Origin of the sequence: Kribbella sp. NPDC056345 (genome assembly GCF_042262745.1) — a bacterium.
Classification (GTDB): domain Bacteria; phylum Actinomycetota; class Actinomycetes; order Propionibacteriales; family Kribbellaceae; genus Kribbella.
On record NZ_JBHJQQ010000004.1, the window covers coordinates 154654 to 180313 of the forward strand.

At 69.0% G+C, this 25660-nt stretch carries 27 protein-coding genes; 18 read left to right on the forward strand and 9 right to left on the reverse strand.

The features are described from left to right. Positions 1-3 precede the first annotated feature (3 nt). Entirely contained in the window at positions 4-444 is a 441-nt protein-coding gene (locus tag ACFCV3_RS15510) for a hypothetical protein (protein ID WP_376030592.1), read from the reverse strand. A 100-nt stretch (positions 445-544) separates the two neighbouring features. On the opposite strand from ACFCV3_RS15510, the gene proC reads away from it, so the two are divergent. Genes proC through ACFCV3_RS15525 form a run of 3 tightly spaced genes read left to right on the forward strand, consistent with a single transcriptional unit; the run spans position 545 to position 2886 of the window. Continuing rightward, positions 545-1348 carry a pyrroline-5-carboxylate reductase gene (gene proC / locus ACFCV3_RS15515; protein WP_376030594.1) on the forward strand — a complete coding sequence of 268 codons (804 nt, stop codon included), beginning with the start codon at positions 545-547 and terminating at the stop codon, positions 1346-1348. A gap of 34 nt (positions 1349-1382) precedes the next feature. Next, a complete protein-coding gene (locus tag ACFCV3_RS15520; RefSeq protein WP_376030596.1) occupies positions 1383-1961 on the forward strand; it encodes a hypothetical protein in 579 nt (192 codons plus the stop codon). A gap of 22 nt (positions 1962-1983) precedes the next feature. Then, the gene (locus ACFCV3_RS15525) at positions 1984-2886 is read left to right on the forward strand and encodes a TIGR03560 family F420-dependent LLM class oxidoreductase (protein ID WP_376030598.1); all 903 of its coding nucleotides are present in this window, start codon (positions 1984-1986) and stop codon (positions 2884-2886) included. Here the strand turns inward: ACFCV3_RS15525 and ACFCV3_RS15530 are convergent. Together ACFCV3_RS15530 and trpS are read right to left on the reverse strand one after the other, a co-directional pair. After that, positions 2883-3626 carry an endonuclease/exonuclease/phosphatase family protein gene (locus ACFCV3_RS15530; RefSeq protein WP_376030599.1) on the reverse strand — a complete coding sequence of 248 codons (744 nt, stop codon included), beginning with the start codon at positions 3624-3626 and terminating at the stop codon, positions 2883-2885. The genes ACFCV3_RS15525 and ACFCV3_RS15530 overlap by 4 nt on opposite strands. Then, positions 3623-4588 (reverse strand): tryptophan--tRNA ligase, encoded by a 966-nt coding sequence (gene trpS, locus ACFCV3_RS15535; protein ID WP_376030601.1) that lies wholly within the window; start codon positions 4586-4588, stop codon positions 3623-3625. Before trpS ends, ACFCV3_RS15530 begins: the two co-directional genes overlap by 4 nt. Before the next feature lie 328 nt (positions 4589-4916). On the opposite strand from trpS, the gene ACFCV3_RS15540 reads away from it, so the two are divergent. Beyond that, complete coding sequence (locus ACFCV3_RS15540) at positions 4917-5411, forward strand: GNAT family N-acetyltransferase (RefSeq protein ID WP_376030603.1); 495 nt, start codon at positions 4917-4919, stop codon at positions 5409-5411. On the opposite strand, the gene ACFCV3_RS15545 is transcribed toward ACFCV3_RS15540, so the two are convergent. Continuing rightward, a complete protein-coding gene (locus ACFCV3_RS15545; RefSeq protein ID WP_376030605.1) occupies positions 5408-6544 on the reverse strand; it encodes a GDSL-type esterase/lipase family protein in 1137 nt (378 codons plus the stop codon). The two genes, ACFCV3_RS15540 and ACFCV3_RS15545, sit on opposite strands and share 4 nt — an antisense overlap. A 119-nt stretch (positions 6545-6663) precedes the next feature. On the opposite strand from ACFCV3_RS15545, the gene ACFCV3_RS15550 reads away from it, so the two are divergent. Further along, positions 6664-7839, forward strand: coding sequence for an acetoin utilization protein AcuC (locus ACFCV3_RS15550; protein ID WP_376030607.1), 1176 nt, complete (start codon positions 6664-6666; stop codon positions 7837-7839). Between the two features lie 136 nt (positions 7840-7975). Next, entirely contained in the window at positions 7976-8191 is a 216-nt protein-coding gene (locus tag ACFCV3_RS15555; protein WP_012923942.1) for a helix-turn-helix domain-containing protein, read from the forward strand. A gap of 46 nt (positions 8192-8237) precedes the next feature. On the opposite strand, the gene ACFCV3_RS15560 is transcribed toward ACFCV3_RS15555, so the two are convergent. Then, on the reverse strand, positions 8238-8714 hold the full coding sequence (locus tag ACFCV3_RS15560; protein WP_376030610.1) for a MarR family winged helix-turn-helix transcriptional regulator: 477 nt from the start codon (positions 8712-8714) through the stop codon (positions 8238-8240). A 62-nt stretch (positions 8715-8776) separates the two neighbouring features. On the opposite strand from ACFCV3_RS15560, the gene ACFCV3_RS15565 reads away from it, so the two are divergent. Next, positions 8777-10018 (forward strand): amidohydrolase family protein, encoded by a 1242-nt coding sequence (locus ACFCV3_RS15565; RefSeq protein WP_376030611.1) that lies wholly within the window; start codon positions 8777-8779, stop codon positions 10016-10018. A 26-nt stretch (positions 10019-10044) separates the two neighbouring features. Continuing rightward, positions 10045-11037, forward strand: a complete 993-nt coding sequence (locus tag ACFCV3_RS15570) for a hypothetical protein (RefSeq protein WP_376030613.1) — start codon at positions 10045-10047, stop codon at positions 11035-11037. Here the strand turns inward: ACFCV3_RS15570 and ACFCV3_RS15575 are convergent. Beyond that, positions 11015-11875 (reverse strand): alpha/beta hydrolase, encoded by an 861-nt coding sequence (locus tag ACFCV3_RS15575; protein WP_376030615.1) that lies wholly within the window; start codon positions 11873-11875, stop codon positions 11015-11017. The genes ACFCV3_RS15570 and ACFCV3_RS15575 overlap by 23 nt on opposite strands. 55 nt (positions 11876-11930) lie before the next feature. Here ACFCV3_RS15575 and ACFCV3_RS15580 point away from each other — a divergent pair, with 55 nt between their 5' ends. Then, on the forward strand, positions 11931-13694 hold the full coding sequence (locus tag ACFCV3_RS15580) for a BTAD domain-containing putative transcriptional regulator (protein WP_376030617.1): 1764 nt from the start codon (positions 11931-11933) through the stop codon (positions 13692-13694). Here the strand turns inward: ACFCV3_RS15580 and ACFCV3_RS15585 are convergent. Beyond that, entirely contained in the window at positions 13691-14371 is a 681-nt protein-coding gene (locus tag ACFCV3_RS15585; protein WP_376030619.1) for a class I SAM-dependent methyltransferase, read from the reverse strand. The genes ACFCV3_RS15580 and ACFCV3_RS15585 overlap by 4 nt on opposite strands. Positions 14372-14480: 109 nt before the next feature. Here ACFCV3_RS15585 and ACFCV3_RS15590 point away from each other — a divergent pair, with 109 nt between their 5' ends. From ACFCV3_RS15590 to ACFCV3_RS15600, 3 genes are all read left to right on the forward strand, one after another. Next, the gene (locus ACFCV3_RS15590; protein WP_008356322.1) at positions 14481-14582 is read left to right on the forward strand and encodes a 30S ribosomal protein bS22; all 102 of its coding nucleotides are present in this window, start codon (positions 14481-14483) and stop codon (positions 14580-14582) included. 95 nt (positions 14583-14677) lie between these two features. Beyond that, positions 14678-15685, forward strand: a complete 1008-nt coding sequence (locus tag ACFCV3_RS15595; protein WP_376030623.1) for an NAD-dependent epimerase/dehydratase family protein — start codon at positions 14678-14680, stop codon at positions 15683-15685. Next, positions 15678-16907 (forward strand): lysophospholipid acyltransferase family protein, encoded by a 1230-nt coding sequence (locus ACFCV3_RS15600; protein WP_376030625.1) that lies wholly within the window; start codon positions 15678-15680, stop codon positions 16905-16907. Before ACFCV3_RS15595 ends, ACFCV3_RS15600 begins: the two co-directional genes overlap by 8 nt. 65 nt (positions 16908-16972) lie before the next feature. On the opposite strand, the gene ACFCV3_RS15605 is transcribed toward ACFCV3_RS15600, so the two are convergent. Both ACFCV3_RS15605 and ACFCV3_RS15610 read right to left on the reverse strand, forming a co-directional pair. After that, positions 16973-18154: a DUF5667 domain-containing protein gene (locus tag ACFCV3_RS15605; RefSeq protein ID WP_376030627.1), complete on the reverse strand. Its 1182-nt coding sequence runs from the start codon at positions 18152-18154 to the stop codon at positions 16973-16975. 106 nt (positions 18155-18260) lie between these two features. Next, entirely contained in the window at positions 18261-18803 is a 543-nt protein-coding gene (locus ACFCV3_RS15610; RefSeq protein ID WP_132164702.1) for a sigma-70 family RNA polymerase sigma factor, read from the reverse strand. A 401-nt stretch (positions 18804-19204) separates the two neighbouring features. Between ACFCV3_RS15610 and ACFCV3_RS15615 the strand changes: the two genes are divergently transcribed. From ACFCV3_RS15615 to ACFCV3_RS15640, 6 genes are all read left to right on the forward strand, one after another. Beyond that, positions 19205-20650 (forward strand): class I adenylate-forming enzyme family protein, encoded by a 1446-nt coding sequence (locus ACFCV3_RS15615; RefSeq protein ID WP_376030629.1) that lies wholly within the window; start codon positions 19205-19207, stop codon positions 20648-20650. Next, the gene (locus ACFCV3_RS15620; protein ID WP_376030631.1) at positions 20647-20886 is read left to right on the forward strand and encodes a glutaredoxin family protein; all 240 of its coding nucleotides are present in this window, start codon (positions 20647-20649) and stop codon (positions 20884-20886) included. The genes ACFCV3_RS15615 and ACFCV3_RS15620 overlap by 4 nt, the downstream gene beginning before the upstream one ends. A 115-nt stretch (positions 20887-21001) precedes the next feature. Further along, on the forward strand, positions 21002-21760 hold the full coding sequence (locus ACFCV3_RS15625; RefSeq protein WP_376030633.1) for a redox-sensing transcriptional repressor Rex: 759 nt from the start codon (positions 21002-21004) through the stop codon (positions 21758-21760). Continuing rightward, on the forward strand, positions 21757-23040 hold the full coding sequence (locus ACFCV3_RS15630; RefSeq protein WP_376030634.1) for a glutamyl-tRNA reductase: 1284 nt from the start codon (positions 21757-21759) through the stop codon (positions 23038-23040). Before ACFCV3_RS15625 ends, ACFCV3_RS15630 begins: the two co-directional genes overlap by 4 nt. Beyond that, positions 23037-23918, forward strand: a complete 882-nt coding sequence (hemC, locus tag ACFCV3_RS15635) for a hydroxymethylbilane synthase (protein ID WP_376030636.1) — start codon at positions 23037-23039, stop codon at positions 23916-23918. Before ACFCV3_RS15630 ends, hemC begins: the two co-directional genes overlap by 4 nt. After that, positions 23915-25660: a uroporphyrinogen-III synthase gene (locus tag ACFCV3_RS15640; RefSeq protein ID WP_376030638.1), complete on the forward strand. Its 1746-nt coding sequence runs from the start codon at positions 23915-23917 to the stop codon at positions 25658-25660. The genes hemC and ACFCV3_RS15640 overlap by 4 nt, the downstream gene beginning before the upstream one ends.

The following is a 25660-nucleotide window of genomic DNA, read 5'->3' on the forward strand; positions in this document are numbered from 1 at the left end:
GCATCAGCACGGCGACCCGTACTCGGTGCCGTACCACCGGCTGTAGTCACTCATGTTGCGGACCACGCCGTCCTTCAGCTCGTACAGCCGGAACCGTACGCACTTGCCTTCTTCGTGGTTGTAGTTGCAGGTTCCCCAGCCCTGCGCCGACGGCAGGGCCTGGCAGTACCGGTCCTTGCCGTAGTTGGTCTGCACGTGGACCACGGCTGCCCAGTCGTTGGTCCAGCCGTCGGAGACCCACTGGACGTCGCCAACCCACTGGAAGCAGGCGGAGCCGACGTTTGTCCCGGCGAACCGGCAGGTGTCGTAGTTGGGCGGGCCGGCCGCCCTCGTGGCCTTGTCCGGGTGCAACCACGGCGGGTCCGCGGCGGCGGCCGGACTGACGTTGCTGCCGAGCAGCAGTAGCGCGGCGGCAACAGCGGTGAGGGTACGGCGAAGTCGCATGGGCGGTTCCTTACGGGGCGGAGGGACGGATAGGACATCCTATGTCCTGTTCGTGGACAAATGATCGGAGTGCGTGGCGGATCGTCAGTACTGTGTGGTCATGACTGACCAGGTGGCCATTCTCGGGGCCGGTGTGATGGGCGAGACGTTGTTGTCGGGGCTGATCCGGGCCGGGCGACGACCGGAGCAGTTGCTGATCACTGAGCGGCGGGCCGAGCGTGCTGCCGAGCTGCGCGAGCGGTACGGCGTCGATGTCGTGTCCAACCTGGATGCCGCGGCGAAGGCCGACACCCTGGTGCTGGTCGTGAAGCCGCAGGACATGCCGGAGTTGCTGGGCGAGATCGCGTCGGTGGTGCGCCCGGAGCAGACCGTGGTCTCGCTGGCCGCGGGCATCTCCACGAGCTTCATCGAGTCGCGGCTGCCCGAAGGTGTCGCGGTTGTCCGGGTCATGCCGAACACGCCGGCCCTGGTCGACGAAGGCATGGCGGCGATCTCCCGCGGTGCGCACTGCGACGAGAGCCACCTCGCGTTGGCCGAGGGTCTGCTGTCCGCGACCGGCCGGGTGATCCGGGTGCCGGAGAAACAGCAGGATGCGGTGACCGCGATCTCCGGGTCCGGTCCGGCGTACATCTTCTTCGTGGTCGAGTCGATGATCGAGGCCGGTGTCCACATGGGGCTGCCGCGCACCACGGCGACCGACCTCGTCGTCCAGACCCTCTTCGGTTCAGCGAAGCTGCTGCGGGAGACCGGTGAGCACCCGACCGTGCTGCGCGAGCGCGTGACGTCACCGGGCGGTACGACGGCCGCAGCCGTACGGGAGCTGGAGGACCACAAGGTCCGGGCCGCGTTCCTGTCCGCGATCGAGGCGGCCCGCAACCGCTCGCGGGATCTCGCCGCCGAATAACACCTCTGGTGAGGCTGGCGTTACGCTGACGCTCATGGGTAATCGTTCGGAGCAGCAGAGCCCCGAGCAGCTGAGCCCTGCTCCGGAGCCGGTGGCCCAGCTGCCGGCCTTGCCGTGGCGGGTCCCGCTGGATCCCGCGCCGTGGTGGGCCTGGGCGTTGTTCATCGCGCCGTTCATCGCCGTACCGGCGCTGAACTCGTGGCTCTGGATGGGCGCCCGCGACATCCTCGCGGTCTTCCTGCTGACCGTCATCGGCGCCTCGGTGGTCCGGGTCGCCGGCGGCGTCGTGCTGTACCGGGTGATGCTGACGCCGACCGCTCTCAAGGCCCGCACGAGCATGCTGATCCGCAGCCTGCGCTGGCAGGACGTGGACAAGATCGAGGTCGGCGACGACAACGTCGTGCTGACCCGTGGCAAGGACGAGAACGAGATCAACGGCATCCCCGTCGGCCGCACCGCCGAGGTCGCCGCGGTGATGGAGGCCCTGCGCATCCAGGCCGCCGGCCGCCCGACCCGCCGCGCGACCCCGCGTCCCGGCATCGGCGCCCTGCTCGTCCTGCTCTACCTGGTGCTGTCCTTCGGTTCCTTCCTGATGCGCTGGCACCTGGTCTGACACGCGGCATAGGGTCGAAGCCATGGACTTTTCTCTGTGGCCGAACGCCGGCCGGACCTGGACCGACGTACTCGAAGGTGCGGAGTACGCCGAACGCACCGGCTGGTACGGCGTCTGGATCGCCGACCACTTCATGAAGAACGACAACGACCTGTCGGTGCCGGTGAACGAGGCCTTCGCGCTGCTGGCCGGTCTCGCGGTCCGCACCGAGCGGGTGCGGATCGGGTCGATGGTGCTCGGCAACACCTACCGGCATCCGGCCGTGGCGGCGAACGCGGCCGCGACCATCGACCAGATGAGCAACGGCCGGTTCGTGTACGGCATCGGCGCCGGCTGGCAGGTGAACGAGCACGAGGTCTACGGCATCGAGATGCCGCCGACCAAGGAGTTGCTGGCCCGCTTCGAGGAGGCCTGCCAGGTCCTGAAGGCCCTGCTCACCGAGGACCGGGCGACCTTCGACGGCAAGTACTACCAACTCAAAGGCGCCCCGCTCGAGCCGAAGCCGGCCAAGCTGCCGGTGCTGATCGGTGCCGCCGGTGAGAAGGTTGCCCTGGGCATCGTTGCTAAGTACGCCGATGAGTGGAACCACTGGGGCCGCCCCGAACTCGCTGCCCACAAGGGCAAAGTGTTCGCCGAGCACTGTGAGCGGAACGGCCGCGACCCGAAGACGGTACGCCGCTCCGCCCAGACCTTCCTCGAGGTGATCGCCCCCGGCGACACCGACGCGGTCGCGCGCAAGGAGAACTTCGAGTCCCGCGGGCTGCACGTGATCATGGGCTCCGCCCAGGAGGTCCTCGACGTCGTCGCCCAATACCCCGACGCGGGCATCGATGAGGTGCTCGTCCCGGACCACTGGTTCGGTTCCGGCGCCAAGCGCTTCGAAACCCTCGAACGCCTCCGCGAAGAGGTCTTCAACAAGATCTAGAGAGACAGCGTGGCCATCACGGGCCAGTGATCGCTGGGCAGCCGTCCGCCCGGACGGAAGTGCGAGACGGCTGCCTCGGTCACGGTCCAGGCCGGGCTGATCAGGATGTGGTCGATCCGTTCATCGTCCTCGGCGCCGGTGAAGTCGTGCCAGCTACCACCGGCATCGGCAGGTACGGCGTACCGCAGTCCGGCGTCCGTCAGCGCCTTCAGTGGCGGGGAGTCCGGGGTCGCGTTCAGGTCGCCCATCACGATCCACGGCAGGTCGCCGGTGGTCCACTTCGCGACCAGGCGCGACGACTGCAGCTGCGCGACCTCGCCCGCATGGTCGTAATGCGTGTTCAGCACGCCGATCGTCGTACCACTGCGGTGCCGCAGCCACACGAGCGTCGCCACCCGGGTCAGATGCGCGTCCCAGCCGACCGATCCCGGCGTACCGGGGTCGTCGGACAGCCAGCGGGTCTCGGACCGCTCGATCCGCCAGTCACCGGGCCGGACCAGCACGGACGAATGCTCACCGGCACTCATCCCGTCGTCCCGCCCGGCGCCGACGATCTCGTACTTCGGGAACCGGAACCGCAGGTAGTCGAGCTGGTCGGGCAGCACCTCCTGCAACCCGACCACATCGGCCTCGAGGAGCTCGATCGCCGCCACCGCCGCCTCCCGCCGGAGCGGCCAGGCGTTCTCGCCGTCCGGGGCGGAGGAGTTGCGGAGGTTGAAGGTGGCGGCGCGGATCTTCATGGCAACGATCCTGCCAAACCCATCGCAATGGTCGCCGCCCGGAGTCGCGGAGTGCTCGCTTCGAGGGCCCGATCCCGACCTTGCGCCAGCAGTGCGTCGATCGCCCCAGGATCGGTCGCCAGCCGGGCGTACTCCTTCTGCAGCGGCTCGATGACGGCCAGTACGGCGTCCGCCACCTCCTGCTTGAGGTCGCCGTACGACGAGTACGCTGCTGCCAACGCGACCGGATCGCCGTCCGTACAAGCGGCCAGGATCTCCAGCAGGTTGGTCACCCCGGGCTTCGCGGACTCGTCGTGGCGGACCTCGTTCTCGGAGTCCGTGACGGCCCGCATCACCTGCCGCCGGATGACGTCCGGCGGGTCGAGCAGCCGGATCGTCCCGACCGCGTCGTCGGAGTCGGACTTGCTCATCTTGGCGGTCGGGTTGGCCAGGTCCTTGATCCGCGTGGCCAGCGCCGCCTTGTGCAACTCCGGTACGACGAACGTCTCGCCGTACTCGCGGTTGAACCGGATCGCGATGTCCCGGGCCAGCTCGACGTGCTGATCCTGATCGCCGCCGACCGGGACCCGCTGGGCGCCGTACAGGAGGATGTCCGCCGCCATCAGGCACGGGTACGTGAACAGCGACGCCCGGGTCATCGGCCGGCCGCCCTTCTGTTTGTACTGGATCATCCGGGACAGCTCGCCGACGTACGAGGTGCATTCGAGCAGGTACGCGAGCTGGGCGTGCGTCGAGACGTCGGACTGGACGAAGACCGCACCGGGCGGGATCCCGGCGGCGAGCATCAGCGTCGCGCACTCCCGGGTGAGCGTGGCGAGCCGCCGTGGATCGTGTTTGGTGGTCATCGCGTGCAGGTTCGCGACGAAGAAGAATCCGTCGGGGTCGGTGAACCGCCGCAGGGCGCCGAGGTGGTTGCCCAGGGTCAGCCGGCCGGACGGGGTGATGCCGGAGAGCGAAGTCATGTCATGACCTTTCGGTGAGGTGAGTGGCGAGAGCCCCACCGAGGGCACAAAAAAAGGCCGTCTCGGCGAGACGGCCTCGTGGATGCGTGTGAACGCCGGGTGACCGCCCTAGACGGCCCACCACAGCTGAAGATTCGTGTTCACAGCCTCAGATTAGCTCACTGTGGGCGATCGGTCTGCACTTCTTCCGCAAAATCTGTAACGCTTTGCAGTCCGGCACCGATGAACCGGACGTTGGACCCGCTGCTGACCCAGCGCTCGGGCGGGCCGGCGCAGCCTGGGAGGGGTGTTGCGCCGCCCGCCGACTCGGGTTTGTCAGGATGAGGTCATGACGGTGCTGGTACGGCGACTGGCCGAGGACGACTGGGGGATTCTGCGCGAGGTCCGCCTCCGCTCCCTGCTGGACGCTCCGGAGTCGTACTACCAGACGTACGGTGAATCGGTCGGGCTGACCGAGGCCGATTGGCGCGCCCGGATCGGGGCGGCCGACAAGGTTGCGCTGGTGGCCGAGTCCGACGGGAAGTCCGCTGGGATGGTCCTCGGCGTCCCGGCCGGACCGGACGAGCGGGATCCCGACGCCGCGCTGATGCTGTCGATGTGGGTCGACCCGGAGTTCCGCGGTCAGCGGGTCGCCGACGCCCTGACCACCGAGTTGCTCGCGTGGTCCCGGGAGCAGCAGTACAAGCGGCTGCTGCTCTGGGTGTACGACGCCGCCCCGCGAGCGGCCGCGTTCTACCGCCGGGCCGGGTTCGAGCCGACCGGACGCGTCGAGACGTTCTACGACCCGACGCGCCCGCTCACGCTGATGTCCCAGACTCTCTAGGCGGTCGGCACCAGGCTGATGTCGATCGCGTCCAGCTCGGTGTAGCAGTCACCCTTCATGAAGGTGACCGTGTTCTTGCCCGCGTTCAGCGGCAGGTCGACCTTCGAGACGCCGAGCAGGTCCCAGCCGTACGACGGGTAGCTGACGATCGCCTGCGGGCCGCCGTTCGCGCTGACCTTGTGCGTACAGACGGCGTTCATCCCGTTCGCGCCGCGGGCCCGGATCCGGTAGTGGCCCGCGGCACCGACCTCGAAGGTGAACTTGACGAAGCTGGTCTCCAGGTCGATGTAGCCGATCTTGGCGCCGCCGGAGGCCGACACGATCTGGGTTCGCCGGGTCGGCGCGCCGCTGATCGACGCGTTGGCCGACTGCTCGGCTTCCAGCCGGGTCACCTGCTGCCCGGTCAGCGCGGCGTACCAGCGAACCGCGGCCTTCGACGCGGCGCCGTAGTTCGGGTGCCACATGTCGACGAAGTCGTAGGGCTGGAACAGCGTCGCGTTCGCGTCCAGGGCGGTCACACTCTTGCCGGCGGCAACCTTCGCCGCGACGATCCCGGGAATCGTGTAGTTGAAGGCGGCGACCCGGCTGTGGTGGTTGGGGTCCTGGAGCTGCGGGATCGTGGTCACGAAGACCTTCACGTCCGGCAGCGTCGTGGTGATGCTGTCGATCAGGGCCGACAGTCTGCCGGGCGCGGCGCCGGCCGACGCGTCGTCGTACATGTCGTTGGTGCCGATCTGGAGTGTGATCACGTCCGGCCGGTAGGTGTTCAGCCAGCCGACGACGTTGGCCTGGATCTGGCTGATCGTCCAGCCGCCGTGGCCCTCGTGGTCGGGGTCCATCAGGTTCGCCGGGCCGGCGGCACCCGAGCCGACGAAGTCGACCGGCCGCCCGTCCGCCCTGAGCAGTTGCCACAGGTCGGCGCGGTACGACCCAGCCCCGCTGCCGGTGGAGCTGCCCGTGTTCGAGTCGCCGATCGGCATGAGCTTGGTCGGGGTCGCCCGCTCGATCGGTACGGCGGGGCCGTCGGCAGCAGGTGCGTTCGTGGAGCTGGTGACGGTGGCGGCGGTGACGGCGCTGCCGATCAGGGCCGCGGTGCCGAGCAGGGCGGGCAGTGCGCGATAGATCGCACGCATGAGGTTTCTCCTCGAGGTGGGCGGGCCGGAGGTGGCGCCTCGATCGTGAGCCGCTGCGCGAACACCGGCAAACCTTTCGACGGACCCTGAACATCTGGTGGACCGCTATGGTCGGATCCATGAGTGGTGAGGCGAGACTGGTCTATGAGGACGGGCTGACGAAGTACGACTTCGGGCGCGGGCATCCGATGAGTCCGATCCGGGTCCAACTGACCATCCGGCTGGCGCGGGAGCTCGGCATCCTGGACCAGTTGACGGTGGTCCCCGCGCCGGTGGCGAGTGACGAGCTGCTGCGGACCGTGCACACGGCGGAGTACGTCGAGGCGGTCAAACGGGCCGGCGAACATCCCGACGTACCGGATCTCGAGCACGGTCTCGGGTCGGACGACACCTACAACTTCGCGGGGATGCACGACGTCAGCGCGCAGATCGCCGGGGCCAGTGTCGAGGCTGCGCGGTCGGTCTGGGAGGGCGAGGTGCTGCACGCGGCGAACATCGCCGGCGGGCTGCACCACGCGATGCCGAACCGGGCCAGCGGCTTCTGCGTCTACAACGACCCGGCGATCGCCATCCAGTGGCTGCTCGACCACGGCGCCGAGCGAGTCGCTTACGTCGATGTCGACGTGCACCACGGCGACGGCGTACAGGAGGTCTTCTACAACGACCCCCGGGTGCTGACTGTGAGCCTGCACGAGTCGCCGACCACGCTCTTCCCGGGGACTGGCAGTGCAGGCGAGATCGGTGGACCGGACGCGCAGGGGTCGGCGGTCAACATCCCGCTGCCGCCAGGGACCGGGGATGCGGGCTGGTTGCGGGCGTTCCACGCGATCGTGCCGGATGTGATTCGTGCGTTCCGGCCGTCGATCCTGGTCACGCAACACGGATGCGATTCCCATGTGGAGGACCCGCTCGCTCATCTGACCAAGACGGTCGATGGGCAGCGAGCGGCGTACCTGGCCCTGCACGACCTGGCCCACGAGGTCACCGGCGGCAAGTGGGTGGCCACCGGCGGCGGGGGTTACGCGATCATCGACGTCGTCCCGCGCGCCTGGAGCCACCTGCTGGCGATCGTCGCGGGGAAGCCGATCGATCCGCAGACCCTGGTGCCGGAGGCGTGGCGCGAGGAGGTGCGGATCCGGTTCGGCCGGGTCGCGCCGCTGCGGATGACCGACGGCCGCGATCCCGAGTACGCCGACTGGTCGGCCGGCTACAACCCCGACACCTGGCTGGACCGGTCGATCAAGGCCACCCGGGACGTCGCTTTTCCGTACCTGGGCCTTGACCCGACGTACTGACTTCGTCACAGGATCGAGTCACACGAGTCCCCCTCTTTCCCATTCGCACCAACAGCCACTACCCTCGTCACATGCACGGACGGAGGTGCCGGAGGGGAAGCCGGCGCACGATCTGTGCTGGAAGTGCGGTGCGCAAATGGCATCAAAGAAGTCCGGTGGTGAGCAGCCGCTCGCAGAGGTGAAGTTCCTGACCGTGGCAGAGGTTGCCACGGCCATGCGCGTGTCCAAGATGACGGTGTACCGGTTGGTGCACTCCGGTGAGCTGCCCGCGGTGCGGGTAGGTCGTTCGTTCCGGGTGTCTGAGGATGCCGTGCACGACTACCTCAAGGGCGCCTTCTTTCAGGCCGGATAACCACGAGAGAGGCGGCCGGATCCCTGTTTGGGGACCGGCCGCCTCGTCATGTCAGCTCACGGAGGGCTGCTGCGGCGCGCTGGACGACCTCGTCGGGTAGGTGGTCCCAGAGTTTGTGATGGGCCGCGGCACTGGCCGAGACGGCCGCCTCGGCCAGCTGGACACCATCCTCGGTCAGCCGGATCTGCGTCCCCCGGCCGTCGTCCGGATCAGGCTCGCGGACGACGAGCCCGCGCCGTACGAGCTGGTTGACGACGTTGCTGGTGCCGCCGGAGGACAGCAGCAGGTTACGGCTGAGGTCGGACGGCTTCTGCCGGTACGGCGCTCCGCCGCGGCGCAGCGAGACGATCACGTCGAACTCCGCGCTGGTCAGCCCGAGCTCGCGGAGCACCTGCCGGGTCGCCTCGTTCAGACCGCCGGCCAGCACCATCAGCCGCTTGGTCAGCTCGCTGGTCGGATAGAGGACGGCCGGCAGCTCGCGCTGCCAGGACGTGAGCAGCTCGTCCACCCGATCGGTCGCCATGGTTGACAGTCTAGATGTCTTTGGTGATAGCTTTCAGTAAAGCTTTCTAGTGAGGAGATTTCATGCGGACAGTGCTGCAGGGTGGGTTGGTGATCGACACCGCGCCGGAGGTGACGGTCCGCCGGGAGGTCGACGTACTGATCGAGGACGGCCGGATCGCGGCGATCGGGCCGGGGCTGGCGACCGAGGGATCCGAGGTGATCGACGCACGCGGGCGGATCGTGCTGCCCGGGTTTGTCGACACTCACCGGCATGTGTGGCAGACGGCGCTCCGGGGGATCGCGGTCGACGGTGACCTCGGGATGTACTTCGAGCGGGTGCTCGCCGGTGCCGGGATGCGCTTCCGGCCGGAAGATGTTGCTGCTGGCAACTTGGTTGGCGCGCTGGAGTGCCTGGACGGCGGGATCACGACCGTGCAGGACTATTCGCACGTCCAGGGCTCGGCCGAGCATGCGGATGCGGCGGTGCAGGCGCTGGAGCAGAGCGGGATCCGGGCGGTCTTCGGGTACGGGCCGTCACCGCTCGGCGGTGGCGCGGTGGACGGCGCCGGCCTGCGACGCCTGCTGGACCGAGCCTCGGACCGGATCGGATTCGCGGTCGCCGCGATCGGCCCGGCGTACGCGCCACTCGAGACTGTCCGCGCCGACTGGGCGCTGGCCGACGAGCTCGGCCTTCCGGTGGTGGTGCACGTCAGCAGTAGTGAACTCGCCCCGACCCCGATCGCCCTGCTCCGCGAAGCCGGTCTGACCCGGGCGAACACGCTCTACGTGCACGGCAACAGCCTGCCGGACGCCGAGCTCAAGCTGATCGCGGAGTCCGGCGCGAGCGTCTCGGTCACCCCTCTCGTCGAGGCGCGCCTCGGCCTCGGCCCAGCCATCGCCGGACGGCTACGGGCAGCCGGCGCCCCCGTCAGCCTGGGCATCGACACCGTGGCCTCAGCGGCCGGCGACATGTTCAGCGTCATGCGCGAGATCCTCTCGCTGGGTCACGACACCTTCACCGCCGCCGAAGTCCTCCAGTTGGCCACGATTGCCGGCGCCCGGGCCCTCAACCTCCCTGACATCGGTTCCCTTGCCATCGGCAACCAAGCCGACCTCGTCCTGCTCCGCGCCACCGACCTCAACCTCGCCGGCGGCCTCCAGGACCCAGTAGCCACCATCGTCACCTCCGCCCACCCCGGCAACGTGGAAACAGTCCTGGTCGGCGGCACGGTCGTCAAACGCAACGGCCACCTGACCACCACGCCCCTCCCCGACGCCCTGGCCGCCCTAGCCACCTCCACCGCCCACCTCCTTGCCGGCTGAATCTGTGTCCGGTGTAAACTGTGTCTATGGGACACAGAAGAGGGTTACTTCCGGCGGTGGGGCTGTTTGTGCTGACGCCCTTGGTGGCCGAGTTCGTGCCGGGGTACATCTCGATCGACCGGATTGTGGGGGCGGTGGTGCTGGCGCCGATGTACGGCGGTGGTGCGCTGCTGATTCGTGAGGTGGTCAGGCGGATGGGGCGGGGGTGGTGGACGATCCTGCTGCTCGCGCTCGCGTACGGGCTTGTTGAGGAGGGGGTGGCGACTCAGTCGCTGTTCAATCCGGGCTACGCCGGGCTGGCGCTGCATGAGCCTGCGTATCTGGCGGGGGTGGAGCTCGGTGGGTGGTGGACTGTGTTCGTGCTGCTCCTGCATGTGGTGTGGAGCATCGCGGTGCCGATCGCGCTGGTCGAGACGCTGACGCCAGACCGGCGTACGACGCCCTGGTTGGGCAACGTCGGGTTGGTGATCACGGGGCTGCTGTTCGTCCTCGGGGCCGGGGTGATGTCCGCGTTCACGTTGGCGGATGACCCGTTCGTGGCTTCGCATGCGCAGTTCGCCGGGGTTGGCATCGCCGTACTGGTTGTGGTTGTGCTGGCCTTCGCTGTCGGGCATCGATTGGAGGCCCAGGTGGTCGAGCAGCGGCGCGCGCCGTCCGCCTGGTTGGTGGGTGCTGTGTCGCTGGTGGCCAGTTCGCTGGTCGCCGGATCGGCGTTCTTGGTCACGGGCGGTTCGAACGACCACCTGGGATGGATCCTCGTCGGCGGCTATCTGGTGTTGGCCGCGGTGGTGATCGCGGCGGTACGGTACTGGTCGGCGAGTCCCGGCTGGAGCGCGGTGCATCGGTTGGCGCTAGCGGGTGGAGCGCTGCTGACGTATGTCTGGAACGCGTTCCCCGAGACTCCGCCCGAGCTGACCGACCCCGGGATCGACCTGGCCGGCAATCTGCTCTTCGGGGCCGGAGCGCTCGCCTTGCTGGCCCTGGCGATCAGGCGAGTCACCGGGCCAGCAGGTCCTTGAGGGCGGTGACAACTTCTTCGGGGCGTTCTTCGGCGAGGAAGTGGCCGGCGGTGGTGGTTTGGTGGGTGAGGTCGGGGGCCCAGGCGCGCCAGAGGGCGGCGGCGTCGAAGCCGAGCGCGGAACCCCAGTCCTGCTGGATGACGGTCACCGGCATCCGGAGTTTGTTGCCAGCAGCAAGGTCTTCGGTGTCGTGGGTGACGTCGACGGTGGCGGAGGCGCGGTAGTCGGCGACGATGGACGGGATAGCGGCCCGGGAGGCCTCCAGGTACGCCGTTCGGACGTCGGCCGGGATCGCGGTCGGGTCCTTGGTCCAGATGTCGAGGAAGTGACCGAAGAAGGTGTCGGGGGCGCCGGCGATCAGCGTCTCCGCGAGGCCTGGCGGCTGGGCCATCAGGTAGAGGTGGAATCCGACGGCTGCGGTGGTCCCGTGCAAGACATCCCACATGTCGAGGGTCGGGAGTACGTCGAGCGACAGCAGGTGGGTGACGACCTCGGGGTGGTCGAGGGCAACCCGGAAAGCGACCAGGGCACCACGGTCGTGACCGGCCAGCGCGAACGTCTCGTGTCCGAGGGCCTTGGCGACGGCGACGATGTCAGCGGCCATGGTGCGTTTCGCGTAGCCGTCGGCCGGCTTGTCGCTGGCGCCGTAGCCGCGGAGGTCGGGGCAGATGACGGTGTGCTCGGTGGCGAGCTTGGTGGCCACGTGCCGCCACATCAGGTGCGTCTGCGGGAAGCCGTGCAGCAGGACGATCGGCGTACCGCTACCGCCGACCGCGACGTTGAGTGTGACGCCGTCGGCGCCGGGGAGCTGGTGGTACTCGAATCCGTTGATCTTCACCCGGCCAGGGTTGCGGATGCGGATGAGCGCTGGATGAGCACGTTACGGTGAGCGGGTGGAGTTCGGGGTGCTCGGGCCGGTGGTGGCCTGGGACGACGCAGGGCAGCTTGTTGCGCTGAAGGGGCCGCGGCATCGGGCGGTGCTGGCGCGGCTGATCGTGGCGCGTGGCCGAGTGGTGCCTGCGACGCGGCTGGTGGACGACCTCTGGCCGGATCCGCCGGATGGTGCGCTGAGCGCCGTACGGACGTTTGTGGCCGCACTGCGCCGCTCTCTCGAGCCGGACCGAGCGCCGCGGAGCAAGCCGCGGTTGCTGGTGACCGAGGGGCCCGGGTACGCACTGCGGACCGATGCGGTCGACGCCTGGCGTTTTGAGGCGGCTGTTGAGGCGGGGGAGTACGAGACCGCGCTGGGGTTGTGGCGCGGTCCCGCGTACGCCGACTTTGCCGATGAGCCGTGGGCGCAGGGAGAGCGGTCGCGGCTGACCGAGCTGCGGTTGCTGGCGGTAGAACGGTTGGCGGCGACGCGCCAACCTGCGGAGGCCGTAGCTGAGCTGGACGCACACGTGACCGACCACCCGTGGCGCGAGGAGGGCTGGCGGCTCCTGGCGCTCGCGCTCTACCAATCCGGTCGGCAGGGCGACGCACTCGCCGTACTGCGGCGTGCCCGCGCCATGCTGGTCGCACAGCTGGGCATCGACCCCGGACCGGCGCTGGCGCGGCTCGAGGAGGACATCCTCAACCAGGCCGCGCACCTGCAGCCGGCGTCGGTGTGGTCCGCGACCGCGGCCGCCTATCAGCGGACTGCGGGTGCACGGGCTCAGCTGGAATCAACAGTCGGGTTGCTACGCAGTCTCGCGGTGACCGGTGAGCTTGCCGAGGTACGGCGGCATCGGCTGGCCGCGATTACCGCTGCCGAGGAGCTCGGTGATGCTGATCTGGTCGCGCGCGTGATCGGGGCGTACGACGTACCGGCGATCTGGACGCGGTCGGACGACGAGACGCAGGCCGCGGCGATCGTTCGTGCTGCTGAGCGGGTGCTTCCGACCCAGGATCATCCGACGATGCGGGCCCGGCTGCTGGCTACAATCGCCTTGGAATCAAGGGGTTCCAGTGCTGCGCGGCCTTTGGAAGCGGCTCGGGAGGCCGAGCAGATCGCGCGGACTCTGGACGATCCGGCCGTCCTTGCCTTCGCGTTGAACGGCGTCTTCATCCAGTCCTGCCGCCGGCCCGGCCAGTCGGCGGTTCGGGACGGGATCGGGGCCGAGCTGATCGCTCTCGCCGCGCGCCACGCACTTCCGGCGTACGAGATCCTCGGGCACCTGATTCGTCTGCAGTCTGCCTGCGCGGTCGCGGATTATGTTGCCGCTGACAACCATTCCGCCGCTGCCGACGACCTCGCGGCGCGGCACGACTCCCCACTCGTCGGTGTCTTCACCCGGTGGTACGACGCCCTCCGCGCCGACACCCCGGCCGCTTACCTGCAGGCCGCCGCCCAGCACCCTGCCACTGCTATGCCAGGCCTGGACGCCGGCCTACTCCCACTGGCCCTGGCTGCCCAGGCCATCCGCCACGGAACGCCCGTCCCCGACGCCGACTACGGCCCACACGCTCCCTACATCCACCCCGACTCCCACGCGCCCGACCCACCCCCGGGCCTCTTCCTCGAACTCCACTGGACGCTCATCGCTCGCGCCGCCACCACCCGCGGCGACGACCAGACGCTCGCCCGAGCGCGCGCCGTACTGGCTCCTGCGGCAGCCGAACAGGCAGGAGGCCAATCCGGCCTCCTGACCCTCGGTCCGATCAGCGACTACCTCTAGACCACGGGCTTCCGGGCGCGGACGGCGAGCGCGTGAGGTACGCCGGGGCCCTCGGGCTCGATGAAGCGCTCGAGTGTCAGGCCTGTGGTGAGGAAGGCGTTGAGGTACTGGGCAAGGGGAACGTGGTTCATGCCGATGTGCTCGCGGATGCCACCTTTGCCCCACCAGGGCGCGGACTGGTGCCAGCCGGGTTGCCGGTACGTCGTGTGTGCGGTCCGGCTGTCGTCTTCCTCGTTGTAGACGACATGCGGCCCGTTGAAGCACGGGTGCACGCCGTACTCGATGAAGACGCCACCTGGCCGCAGGACGCGAGTGGCCTCGCGCAGGACGTCGCCGAAGTCGTCGACGTCGGTGGAGATCCACATCACCAGCACGGTGCTGAAGGACTCGTCGGGAAACGGCAGCGCGGCCGCGTCACCGACCATCAGCGGGCCGTCGGTGCGGGTGCGCGCCAGACGGAGTTGATCGGACGAGTAGTCGAGGCCGACGACCTCGCGGCCGCTCGCGCGGATGGTTTCGAAGTTCCGGCCGGTGCCGCAGCCGATGTCCAGGCACGGGCCGGAGCCCTCGCCGAGCAGCTCGAGCAGACCTGGCTGATGTGGCTCCGCGCCGACCACGAACCGGTCGTCGTACCAGTCGGCCAGACCGTCGTAGCGGGCGTTGGTGACAGTGTTCATAGAGCCTCCCCAGACGTGATCTCCACCCTACCCAAGGCCCGCTTTAGGTCCACGACGATACGTACGGGTAAGCTTTGCCGACGTTCTCTTTGAGTTTGGATGGTCCACTGTGGGTTCCGTAATCAAGAAGCGCCGCAAGCGTATGGCGAAGAAGAAGCACCGCAAGCTGCTGAAGAAGACGCGGGTTCAGCGCCGCAAGCTCGGCAAGTAGCCCCACCTTCTCCCTAGGTTGGGTCCGCCGCGCCCCGGTTGATGAGGGTGGCGCGGCGTTCAGTGGGGTTGTTGCTGTCTGGCTGGGGGCTTCTCGTGGCACAGGTGGTAATGGTGACCGGCGTCTCGCGAGACGCCGGTGCTCGTTGTGCCCGCAGGCTGGCCGATGATCCGTCGATCGGCACGGTGCTCGGCGTCGACGTGGTTCCGCCACGGGCCGAGCTGGGCCGGGTCCGGTTCGTGCGAGCTGATATCCGCAACCCCGTGATCGCGAAGGTGATCGCTGCCGAGGGCGTCGACACCGTCGTCCACACCGGCGTGGTGGCCACCCCGGGGAGTGCCGGCGGCCGGTCGTCGATGAAGGAGATCAACGTCATCGGCACCATGCAGCTGCTGGCCGCGTGCCAGAAGGCGTCCGGCGTGGCCAAGCTGGTGGTGAAGTCGTCGACCACTGTGTACGGCGCGGGTCCCCGCGACCCCGCCATGTTCACCGAGGAGATGGCGCCGCGGGCGATCCATCAGACCGGTCTGAGCAAGGACGCGGTCGAGGTCGAGGGATATGTGCGCGGGTTCGCCCGGCGCCGCCCCGATGTCTGCGTGACCACGCTCCGGATGGCGAACTGGATCGGCCCCAAGACCGACTCCCCGATGACCCGGTACTTCGGCCTCCCCGTCGTACCGACGATCTTCGGGTACGACGCACGTCTGCAGTTCCTGCACGAGGACGACGGGGTCGAGGCCATCCACCACGCCACGGTGAACGATCTGCCCGGCACCTTCAACCTGGCCGGTGACGGCGTGCTCGCGCTGTCCCAGGCGATCCGGCGGCTCGGCCGGCCGACGCTGCGGCTGCCTCCGTTCACCGCAGCCACCTCAGCCGCCGCCGTACGGCGTGCCCGGCTGGCGGACTTCTCGCCGGACCAGATCACCTTCCTCACCTACGGCCGGGTGGTCGACACGACGCGGATGCGGAGCACCTTCGGGTTCGAGCCGCAGTACACGACCGCTGAGGCGTTCGCCGAGTTCCGCCGTTCGCTCGGCCCGGGCGCGGCCAGTCAGGTGGCGTCGCTGCTGACGAGCGGGCTCGGAGCACTCCGTGGCTGACGCGGACGTGATCCCGATCGGTTCCGGTGGCCGCCCGGGGCGCGGCAGCGGCCGCCGTACGACGCCGTCCGCAGCTGCTCGCGCTCTCGCCGGCCCGGGCGCGCGGCCGAAGAAGCCACGCAAGACGAAAGCCGCCGAGGCCGAGGCCGTCGATCAGACGGTGACCGAGTTGCCCCCGCCTGCCGATGCCGAGAGCAGCCCGGCCCAGGGAAGCAACACCGGAGGCGGCGAGGACAGCACCACCCGGGGGAGCGAGCTCGGGGGCGGTGTCTCCGGGGAGAGCGCCACCCGCAGCAGCACGCGGGCCGAGGGGCGCGGACCGGATCTTGCGGGGCTGGCCGGGCTGGACTTTGCGGCGCTCGAGAAGGTTGTGCGGGAGATGTTCGGGGCGGACGGTGAGCGGCGGATCGCGGAGTGGTTCGCGTTCCTGCGCCGGCGGCTGTCGGGGGAGTACGAGGTCGACGAGTTCGGCTTCGACTCCGACCTGACCGACCAGATCCTGCTGCCGATGCTGCGGCCGCTCGCGGAGAAGTGGTTCCGGGTCGAGGTGCGCGGGGTGGAGAACATCCCGGACACCGGCAGCGCGCTGATCGTCGCGAACCACTCGGGCACGATGCCGCTCGACGGCCTGATCACCCAGCTGATCGTCGCCGACCACACCAACCGGCCGCTGCGCACGCTCGCCGCCGACCTGGTGTTCCGGACGCCGTTCGTCGGTGAGTGGTCCCGCAAGGGCGGCGCGACGCTGGCGAACAACGACGACGCCGAGCGCCTGCTCCGCCAGGGCAACCTGGTCGGCGTCTGGCCCGAGGGTTTCAAGGGACTCGGCAAACCGTTCAGCGAGCGCTACAAACTGCAGCGGTTCGGCCGCGGCGGCTTCGTCAGCGCGGCGATGCGGACCGGCGTACCGATCGTGCCCTGCTCGATCGTCGGCGCCGAGGAGATCTACCCACTCGTCGGCAACCTCTCCTCACTGGCCCGCCTGATGGGCGTCCCCTACGTCCCGGTGACCCCCTTCTTCCCCCTGCTCGGCCCCCTCGGCCTGATCCCCCTCCCGTCCAAGTGGCTGATCGAGTTCGGCGAACCGATCCGCACCGACGAGTTCCCCGACGGCGCCGCCGACGACCCCATGCTGGTCTTCAACGTGACCGACCAGGTCCGCGAAACCATCCAGCAAACCCTCTACACCCTCCTGGTCCAACGCCGCAGCGTCTTCTTCTGACCTACCCCTCCCGCGGTCGGCAAAAGAAGAAGCCCGGCCGCTGGGGCCGGGCTTCTGGGGTGCTGTTACTTCCAGGGTGGGAGCAGGGTTTGCAGGACACCCGGGATGTTGATCAGCGGGGGGAGGCTCAGGCTGGGGAACGGCCAGGGCCAGGACGGGGTGACCGATGGGGGGCCGGACGGGGTGCCTGATGGCGTACCGGTCGGCTGGGACCCGGACGGGCGTGGGGGAGTCTTCAGACTGCTCGGTGGCGTCGTGGGCTCCCCGACCAATGTCGTGTTCGGCACCTTGGTGGGTGTGGTGGTGGGCTTGCTGGTCGGAACCGTCGACGGCTTGACGGCCGGCGGGGTCTTCGGGCTGCCCTTGGGCGGCTTCACCGACTCCTCGACCGTGGTCGGCACCTGCTCGTTCTTCGGCGCCTTCGGTTTGTCGCACTTCGGGCAGGCCGTCGTGCTGTGCTGGGCCAGTTGGTCGATCGTGGCCAGGGCCTCGACCGCCGACTTCAGCGACTCCGGTGGCAGCTTCGGCGCCAGCTCTCCCAGCCCCTGGCGGGCGCTGGTGATGAACGCCGTGACCGCGGTGATCGAACTCGCGTCGCCGTCCTGCTGGTACGACGCGACCAGCCGGGACACGCCCTTGCGGGCCTGCGCCGAGAAGTCGTCCAGCGTGCCGTTGATGGTGGCCGCGGACCCGCCGTTACCGGCGAGTGCCTGGACCTCGGACAACCGGGTCTTGGCGTGCTCGAGATCGCGCCGGCCGCGGGAGTCGTCGCCGATCCCCACATTGGTCGCCACGTTCTCGATGCTGCGCTTCATCCCGTACAACGTGTCGCCGGGCATCGCCTGCTGCGCGGCAGCGGCAGAACCGATGCCACCTCCCAGCAGCACCAGCGCGGCGGTACTGGCCACGAGCCGGATGCGCCGGCCATGACGATGGCGGATATCTGTCACGGACGCGTCGACGTCCTCGCCACTCGGCGGGTCGTCGGAGCTGTCAGGAGTGCTGCGCACCATGGTCGGGGTCGTGGTCGCCGCGCGGGCGGCCGCCTGCTCCAGCAGGCGGTGCCTTAGCTCGGCGCTGAACTCCGGCCGAGGTGCAACTGCGCCGGCGGTCCTCAGCCGTCCGACGAGTTCTACAGCCTCTTCCAACTCCGGGTCATCGCTCAGTCGCGAAGAGTGACGGGGCCCGTGATCGACGGCGTGCGCGAAGGTCTCCGCGCGCGCTCGAGCCCTGTGTAGGTCACTCATGGATCTCGTTCTCCTCAATGGCCAGTCGGGGTCACCGACAGGTCCTCACGAGGGAGAACGATGAAACTCCCTGACGGGTTACGGAAGACTGTCGTTGTCATCCGTCTCACCTCAAGTCCTTGGGGATAACCTTCGCCAAGTGCCGGACGGCCCTCAGTTGCAGTTGCTTGACGGCGCCTTCGGACTTCTCCAGCGCCCTGGCCGTTTCCGCGATCGACAAACCGGCGAAGAACCGCATCGTCAGGCAGTCGCGTTGTTCGTCGGGCAAGCCCGCGACGGCGTCCCGCAGTACCTCGGCGGTGGCGGCGGCCAGTACGTCGACCTCCGGCCCCTCGGTCTGCCGGTCGTGCGTCTCGATCTCGTCCGTGACCACCTCGAGCCGGACCCGGCCGGACTTGTAGTGGTCGGTGATCAGGTTCCGGGCGATCGTCACCAGCCAGGCGCCGAAATCCCGGCCCTGCCAGCGGAACGAGTCCAGGGCACGCAGTGCCCGGACGAACGTCTCGCTGGTCAGGTCCTCGGCGAGTGCCGAGGACGACACCCGCGCGTAGATGTAGCGATAGACGGTGAGCGAGTACTCGTCATAGAGCTCACCGAAGGCACCGACGTCACCTGCCTGAGCGCGATCGACGAGCTCAGCCCGTCTCATCCCGTCCGGACTTGGCTCCGGCGTCGTCAAAATCTCTCCCCGTTCGAAAGACACGTCGTCTGACACATCCGCGCATGGCCACTCACGGCTGGGACGTGCGAGCACTGAGCGTTACGTCTGCAGCACTCACTGTCAACAGCTGGTGGCGTGCCGCCTTCCCGTCGGTCGATCGTCACGAATGCGCCAGCGGACTGCTTCCGTCACCACCTGATGACGCAACGCAGCCTGCTGTCGGGGTTGTCGCGCATGGTCTCCCCGTCATGGACGGGTTTCTGCAGTGTGAGGTTCAGCAGAAGCACATCCACGAGTTCACCTGTATATCTCCCGTCACGCTCTGCTGCAACCATTCCGTGCGCGCCGGGTCCTCGGTGAGCCTGGAAAAGCCATGACAGACTCAGCGGGTGGACTTCAACTTCGCGGACCTTCTTCGTGACACAGCGCGACGTCACGGCGATCGGATCGCGCTGGTCGACGGCGACCGGCGACTGACCTGGACCGAGCTCGACGCGGCCGTCGAGACCGCTGCCCGCGGGTTCGCCGCGGCCGGCCTGGTGCCTGGGTACCGGGTCATCCTGCTGATGGCCAACAGCATCGAGTTCGTCACCTCCTACCTGGGCGTTCTTCGCTCCGGCCTGGTCGCCGTACCGCTGAACACCGGGCTGACGAAGCCCGAGGTGGACACCGTCGTGGCGCATTCCGGGGCCCGGCTCGCGGTCACCGACGAGGACCTCGCAGGGGTCGTCGAGGGGGTCCGGACGATGCGAGCCGGCGAGCTCCAAGGTGACGCTGTGTTACAGCCGACGAACGACCCGGAGACTCTCGCGGTCCTCCTGTACACCTCGGGGACCAGTGGAGATCCGCGGGCCGCGATGCTCACGCACCGCGCTCTCACGGCCAACGTGAAGAATCTCTCCGGCCTCGGCCCCGACAGAATGGGACCCGAGGACGTGGTGCTCGGCGTACTGCCGATGTTCCACGCCTTCGGTCTCAACGCGGTCCTCGGCTGGACCGTCGCGAGCGGTGCGGCCCTGGTGATCGACAAGCGCTTCGACGCCGCGCACACGCTTGATCTGGTCAAAGAGCACGGGGTCACCCGGTTGCCGGTGGCCCCACCGGCTCTCCACGCGCTCCTGACCCGTCCCGATCTCCGTACGGCGCTCTCCGGCGTGAAGGTGGTGCTGACCGGCGCCTCGACGCTGGATCGCGGCCTGGCCGATCGCTTCGAGCAGGAGACCGGACTCTTCGTCCACCAGGGCTACGGCCTGACCGAGGCCTCCCCGGGCGTGACCACGACCCTGGGTGAGGGTGAGCCGAAGCCCGGCTCGGTCGGTCGCCCGCTGCCGAACGTCGAGGTCCGGATCGCCGACGAGCAGGGTGAGGACGTCGAGGGCGACGATCCCGGCGAGATCCTGATCCGCGGGGCGAACGTCTTCTCCGGCTACTGGCCGGACGGTGTGGACGGCCCGGATGCCGAGGGTTGGTACCGCACCGGTGACGTCGGGTACCTGGACGCCGACGGTGACCTCTTCCTGGTCGACCGGTTGCGCGAGCTGATCATCGTCTCCGGGTTCAACGTCTTCCCCAGTGAGGTCGAGGACGTGCTGGTCGGGGCCGACGGCGTACTGGAGGCCGCCGTGATCGGGGTCCCGTCCGAGGAAACCGGTGAGGCGATCAAGGGCTTCGTCGTACCGGAGCCTGGCGTGACGCTGGAGCCGAGCAGAGTTCTGGAGTACGCCGGGACCCGGCTGGCGCGGTTCAAATGCCCGAGCGAGCTCGAGATCGTCGAGCAACTGCCGCACTCCGTCACCGGCAAGGTGGCCAAGGGCCGGCTGCGGGCGGAGGGATGAGCGCCCGCGTCACGCTCTACGGCAAGCCCGGCTGTCACCTCTGTGACGACGCCCGGGCGATCGTCGCGGCGGTCTGCGCCGAGCTCGGGGTGGAGTGGACCGAGGTCGACATCACTCAGGATGACGCGCTGTTCACCCGGTACGGCGAACAGATCCCGGTCACGCTCGTCGACGGCAAGCAGCACGATTTCTGGCGGGTGGACCCCGCTCGGCTCCGGAAGGCGCTCACTGCTTAGTGCTGTCGGTCACCCTGGGGTTCGCCGATTTTGTTCTCACGTTCACAAGCTCCTAGAGTAAGAGGAGCCGCAGGGTACTGAACGCGGCTGATGAGAACCACCCCCCAGGAGAATTGTGACGCGTGCCAGCAGCCGTCGTCCCGGCCCGCCGACGAGAACCGAACGCGGCATCCCCGAGGCGACTGTCGCGCGCTTGCCGGTCTATCTGCGGGCGCTGACCGCGCTGTCGGACAGTGGTATCGCGACCGCGTCGAGTGAGGACCTGGCCACCGCGGCCGGCGTGAACTCGGCCAAGCTCCGCAAGGACCTGTCCTACCTGGGCTCCTACGGCACCCGCGGTGTCGGGTACGACGTGGAGTACCTCCGCTACCAGATCGCCCGCGAGATCGGCGTCACCCAGGACTGGGCGGTCGTCATCGTCGGGATCGGAAACCTGGGGCACGCGCTCGCGAACTACTCCGGTTTCGGCACCCGCGGGTTCCGGATCGTCGCCCTGCTCGACGCCGACCCGAAGCTGGTCGGCGAGCGGATCGGTGACATGGAGGTCCGCGACTTCGCCGAGCTCGAGCACATCGTCGAGACCGACCGGGTCTCGATCGGCGTCATCACCACCCCCGCCGGTCCGGCCCAGGAGGTCTGCGACCGGCTGGTCGCGGCCGGGGTGACCAGCATCCTGAACTTCGCGCCGGTGGTGCTGTCCGTGCCCGACGGTGTCGACATCCGCAAGGTGGACCTCTCGATCGAGTTGCAGATCCTGGCGTACCACGAACAACGAAAGTCCGGAGAGGTGGCGCTCCCCCAGGTGCCCGAGCTACCAGCGACCAACGCGCTCGCTCCCGATCTGCCCGCCGTCGGTGGGGGTGTGATCGCATGAGCTACCTGGTGGTCGGGATCAGTCACCGCAGCGCGGACATCAACGTGCTGGAGCGGGTCGCGCTGGATCCGGACGCGGCGACCAAGCTGGCGCTGGCCGTGCAGAGCACCCCGGCCGTGACGGAGTCCGCCGTACTGGCGACCTGTAACCGCACCGAGGTGTACGCGACCGTCGACCGCTTCCACGCCGGCATGGACGAGGTCACCGCGATCCTGTCCGACATCACCGGCGTACCGCTGATCGATCTGGCCGAGCACCTGTACGTGCACTTCGAGGAGGGCGCGGTCGCGCATCTCTTCCAGGTCGCGGTCGGGCTCGACTCGATGATCGTCGGCGAGAGCCAGATCCTCGGCCAGGTGAAGGAGTCGCTGCGCGTCGGCCAGGACCTGGAGACGGTCGGCACCGACCTGAATGCCCTTCTGCAGCACGCGTTGCGGGTCGGCAAGCGGGCGCGCGCCGAGACCGGTATCGACTCCGCGGGCCGCTCGGTCGTCTCGGCCGGGCTGGACGCGGTCGGCGGTTTCGAAGGCCGCCGCGCCCTGATCGTCGGCGCCGGTTCGATGGCCTCGCTGGCCGCACAGACGCTGATCAACGGCGGCGCCGCGAGCGTGGTCATTGCCAACCGCAACTATGAGCGCGCGGTCGCGTTGACCGATCGCATCGGCGGTACGGCGATCCAGCTGGCAAACGTTCCGGACGCCCTGGCCGAGGCCGACCTGGTGGTGTGCTGCACCGGTGCTCGTGGCGTCGTGCTGACCGCGGAGATGATCCAGAACGCCAGTGATGGAAGGCCTTTCGGTGTGCTGGACGTTGCGCTGCCGCGCGATGTCGCACCCGAAGCAGCCCGCATTCCCGGCGTCACGCTCGTCACGCTTGCCGACCTGGCCGGGACGGCCGGTGGCAGCGAGGTCGACATCGAGGACGTACGGCGGATTGTCGCCGCCGAGACCGGTGCGTTCGAAGCGACCCGGCGGGCTGCCTCGGTGGCCCCGACTGTGGTCGCGTTGCGCACGATGGCCAGCGAGCTCGTCGATTCCGAGCTGGCCCGGCTGGAGCGCCGGCTGCCCGGCCTGGACGACAACCAGCGGCAGGAGGTGGCCCGGACGATCCGCCGGGTCGTCGACAAGGTGCTGCACAACCCGACCGTCCGGGTGAAGGAACTTGCCGCCGATCCCGGCGGACCGACGTACGCGAACGCGCTGCGCGAACTGTTCGCCCTCGACCAGGCGACGGTCGACGCGGTGACGACGCCCAAGGCGCGCGGAGGTGAGCACGCATGATCCGACTGGGGACCCGGCGGTCCGCACTGGCGACCGTCCAGGCCAACCTGGTGGCCGACCAGTTGCGCGCCCTCGGGCACGAGGTCGAGCTGGTGCCGATCGTCACCACCGGCGACGTCAACCTCGCGCCGATGCAGCAGATCGGTGGCACCGGGGTGTTCGTCAGCGCACTGCGCGACGCGCTGATGGCCGGTGAGATCGATGTCGCGGTGCACTCCCTGAAGGACCTGCCGACCGCACCGGTCGAGGGCCTGACGCTCGGCGCGATCCCGCTCCGCGAGGACCCGCGCGACGTACTCGTCGCCCGCGACGGACTCACGCTGGGTGAACTGCCGCAGGGCGCCCTGGTCGGGACGGGCTCGGCGCGCCGGACCGCGATGCTCGACGGGCTCGGTCTGGGACTGGAGATGACCGGGATCCGCGGCAACGTGGACACCCGGATCAAGCTCGTCACCGATGGCAAATTGGACGCGGTGGTACTTGCGAGGGCAGGGTTGTCCCGGTTGGGACGGCTCGCCGAGGTGACCGAGACCCTGGATCCGATCCAGGTTCTGCCCGCTCCCGGACAAGGTGCCCTGGGCATCGAGTGCCGGGCGGACGACACCGCGGTACTGGCCGCCCTGGCTCCGCTGGAGGACCCGGCGACCCGGGCAGCGGTGACAGCGGAACGGCAGATGATGGCCACACTCGAGGCAGGATGCTCGGCTCCGGTCGGAGCACTCGCCGAGGTGGTCGAGGGTGAGGACGGCCCCGAGCTCTGGTTGCGGGGCGCGCTCGGCCAGGACGACGGCGTACGGCGGCTCTCCGCGAACGGGCCGGTGGACGATCCGGTGTCCCTCGGCATAGCGCTGGCGAACGAGTTGCTGGAGCGCGAATGACACCACCGGCACAGGGCACGACGACAGCCAAGAAGACAAGCACCACGAGGACGAGGGCGAAGGCAGACGTGAGCAGCGCACAGACAGCAGCCTCCACCGCGACATCCGCGACACCTCAGACCGTGCCGGCGAAGGCTGCCGCGACGAGTGCCGCCAAGCAGCCGAGACCACTCGGCCACGTCACGTTCGTCGGCGTCGGCCCGGGTGACCCCTCGCTGCTGACGCTGGCCGGACGCGACGTCCTGGCCGGTGCGGACGCGGTCGTCGTCGAGGGTCCGGAGCACGACGCCTTCCTGGCGTACTGCAAGCCGGGTGTCGAGGTGATCGACGGCTCCGGCGCCGAGGGCAGCCGCGCACTGCGCGTCGCCGCCCGCGGCCGGCTGGTGGTGAAGACCGCCAAGTCCGCGGCGAACGTGGTGCGCCTGCTGACCGGCGACCCGTTCACCTTCTCCAGTGGTGCCGAGGAGGCCGCCGCGTGCCGCAAGGCGGGCATCGGCTTCAACGTGATCCCCGGTGTCAGCGAGGTGAGCGCGGTCCCGACGTACGCCGGAATCCCGCTGACCATGAAGAACGACCGCGAGGTCACCGTGGTCGACCTGGCCGAGGCCAAGCTCGACCTGAGCCGGCTGCACACCAAGCAGACGCTCGTCCTGCTGAACGCGACCGACGTCCTCAAGGACACCGTGGCCGCGCTCGTCGAGGCCGGTTTCGACGCCTCGACCCCGGTCGCGGCAACCGTCGGCGGGACGACGACCGCGCAGACCAGCGTGATCGGCACCCTCGAGACGATCGTGGCCGACCTGCGGGCCGCCAAGGTCACCGGCGAGGCCGTGATCGTGGTCGGCTCCGTGGTCGAGCAGCGCGAGGCGCTGTCCTGGTTCGAGACCAAGCCGCTGTTCGGCTGGCGGATCCTGGTGCCGCGCACCAAGGACCAGGCCGGTCCGCTGATGGACCGCCTCCGCCGGTACGGCGCGATGCCCGAAGAGGTACCCACGATCTCGGTGGAGCCGCCGCGCAACCCGCAGCAGATGGACAAGGCGATCCGCGGGCTCGTCGAGGGCCGCTACGAGTGGGTCGCGTTCACCTCGGTCAACGCGGTCAAGGCGGTCCGGGAGAAGTTCGACGAGTACGGGCTGGACGCGCGGGCGTTCTCCGGACTGAAGATCGCGGCGGTCGGCGACAAGACCGCCGAGGCGATCGGTGCCTGGGGCATCCGTCCGGACCTGACCCCGACCGGTGAGCAGTCCGCCGCCGGCCTGGTCGAGGACTGGCCGCCGTTCGACGAGGTGCTGGACCCGATCAACCGGGTCTTCCTGCCGCGCGCCGACATCGCCACCGAGACGCTGGTCGCGGGACTGACCGATCTCGGCTGGGAGGTCGACGACGTCACGGCGTACCGGACCGTGCGGGCCGCCCCGCCGCCCGCGCCGACCCGTGAGGCGATCAAGTCGGGCAAGTTCGACGCGGTCGTCTTCACCTCGTCGTCCACCGTGCGCAACCTGGTCGGTATCGCCGGCAAGCCGCACGCCTCGACGGTGATCGCGGTGATCGGCCCGGCCACGCTGAAGACGGCCGAGGAGCACGGACTGCGCGTCGACGCGATGGCGGATGCGCCGTCCGCCGAGGAGCTGGCCGATGCGCTCGCCCGGTTCGGTGCGAGCCGGCGTGACACCATGGTGGAAGCGGGCGAGCCCGTGACCCGCCCCTCTGAACGTCGTGCAGGATCTCGTCGGAAGAGCTAA

What these genes read in the sequence shown, in the direction of transcription:
- ACFCV3_RS15510 (WP_376030592.1), bottom strand. Translation starts at nt 444, where the DNA reads ATGCGACTTCGCCGTACCCTCACCGCTGTTGCCGCCGCGCTACTGCTG.
- proC (WP_376030594.1), top strand. Translation starts at nt 545, where the DNA reads ATGACTGACCAGGTGGCCATTCTCGGGGCCGGTGTGATGGGCGAGACG.
- ACFCV3_RS15520 (WP_376030596.1), top strand. Translation starts at nt 1,383, where the DNA reads ATGGGTAATCGTTCGGAGCAGCAGAGCCCCGAGCAGCTGAGCCCTGCT.
- ACFCV3_RS15525 (WP_376030598.1), top strand. Translation starts at nt 1,984, where the DNA reads ATGGACTTTTCTCTGTGGCCGAACGCCGGCCGGACCTGGACCGACGTA.
- ACFCV3_RS15530 (WP_376030599.1), bottom strand. Translation starts at nt 3,626, where the DNA reads ATGAAGATCCGCGCCGCCACCTTCAACCTCCGCAACTCCTCCGCCCCG.
- trpS (WP_376030601.1), bottom strand. Translation starts at nt 4,588, where the DNA reads ATGACTTCGCTCTCCGGCATCACCCCGTCCGGCCGGCTGACCCTGGGC.
- ACFCV3_RS15540 (WP_376030603.1), top strand. Translation starts at nt 4,917, where the DNA reads ATGACGGTGCTGGTACGGCGACTGGCCGAGGACGACTGGGGGATTCTG.
- ACFCV3_RS15545 (WP_376030605.1), bottom strand. Translation starts at nt 6,544, where the DNA reads ATGCGTGCGATCTATCGCGCACTGCCCGCCCTGCTCGGCACCGCGGCC.
- ACFCV3_RS15550 (WP_376030607.1), top strand. Translation starts at nt 6,664, where the DNA reads ATGAGTGGTGAGGCGAGACTGGTCTATGAGGACGGGCTGACGAAGTAC.
- ACFCV3_RS15555 (WP_012923942.1), top strand. Translation starts at nt 7,976, where the DNA reads ATGGCATCAAAGAAGTCCGGTGGTGAGCAGCCGCTCGCAGAGGTGAAG.
- ACFCV3_RS15560 (WP_376030610.1), bottom strand. Translation starts at nt 8,714, where the DNA reads ATGGCGACCGATCGGGTGGACGAGCTGCTCACGTCCTGGCAGCGCGAG.
- ACFCV3_RS15565 (WP_376030611.1), top strand. Translation starts at nt 8,777, where the DNA reads ATGCGGACAGTGCTGCAGGGTGGGTTGGTGATCGACACCGCGCCGGAG.
- ACFCV3_RS15570 (WP_376030613.1), top strand. Translation starts at nt 10,045, where the DNA reads ATGGGACACAGAAGAGGGTTACTTCCGGCGGTGGGGCTGTTTGTGCTG.
- ACFCV3_RS15585 (WP_376030619.1), bottom strand. Translation starts at nt 14,371, where the DNA reads ATGAACACTGTCACCAACGCCCGCTACGACGGTCTGGCCGACTGGTAC.
- ACFCV3_RS15605 (WP_376030627.1), bottom strand. Translation starts at nt 18,154, where the DNA reads ATGAGTGACCTACACAGGGCTCGAGCGCGCGCGGAGACCTTCGCGCAC.
- ACFCV3_RS15610 (WP_132164702.1), bottom strand. Translation starts at nt 18,803, where the DNA reads ATGAGACGGGCTGAGCTCGTCGATCGCGCTCAGGCAGGTGACGTCGGT.
- ACFCV3_RS15620 (WP_376030631.1), top strand. Translation starts at nt 20,647, where the DNA reads ATGAGCGCCCGCGTCACGCTCTACGGCAAGCCCGGCTGTCACCTCTGT.
- ACFCV3_RS15630 (WP_376030634.1), top strand. Translation starts at nt 21,757, where the DNA reads ATGAGCTACCTGGTGGTCGGGATCAGTCACCGCAGCGCGGACATCAAC.
- hemC (WP_376030636.1), top strand. Translation starts at nt 23,037, where the DNA reads ATGATCCGACTGGGGACCCGGCGGTCCGCACTGGCGACCGTCCAGGCC.
- ACFCV3_RS15640 (WP_376030638.1), top strand. Translation starts at nt 23,915, where the DNA reads ATGACACCACCGGCACAGGGCACGACGACAGCCAAGAAGACAAGCACC.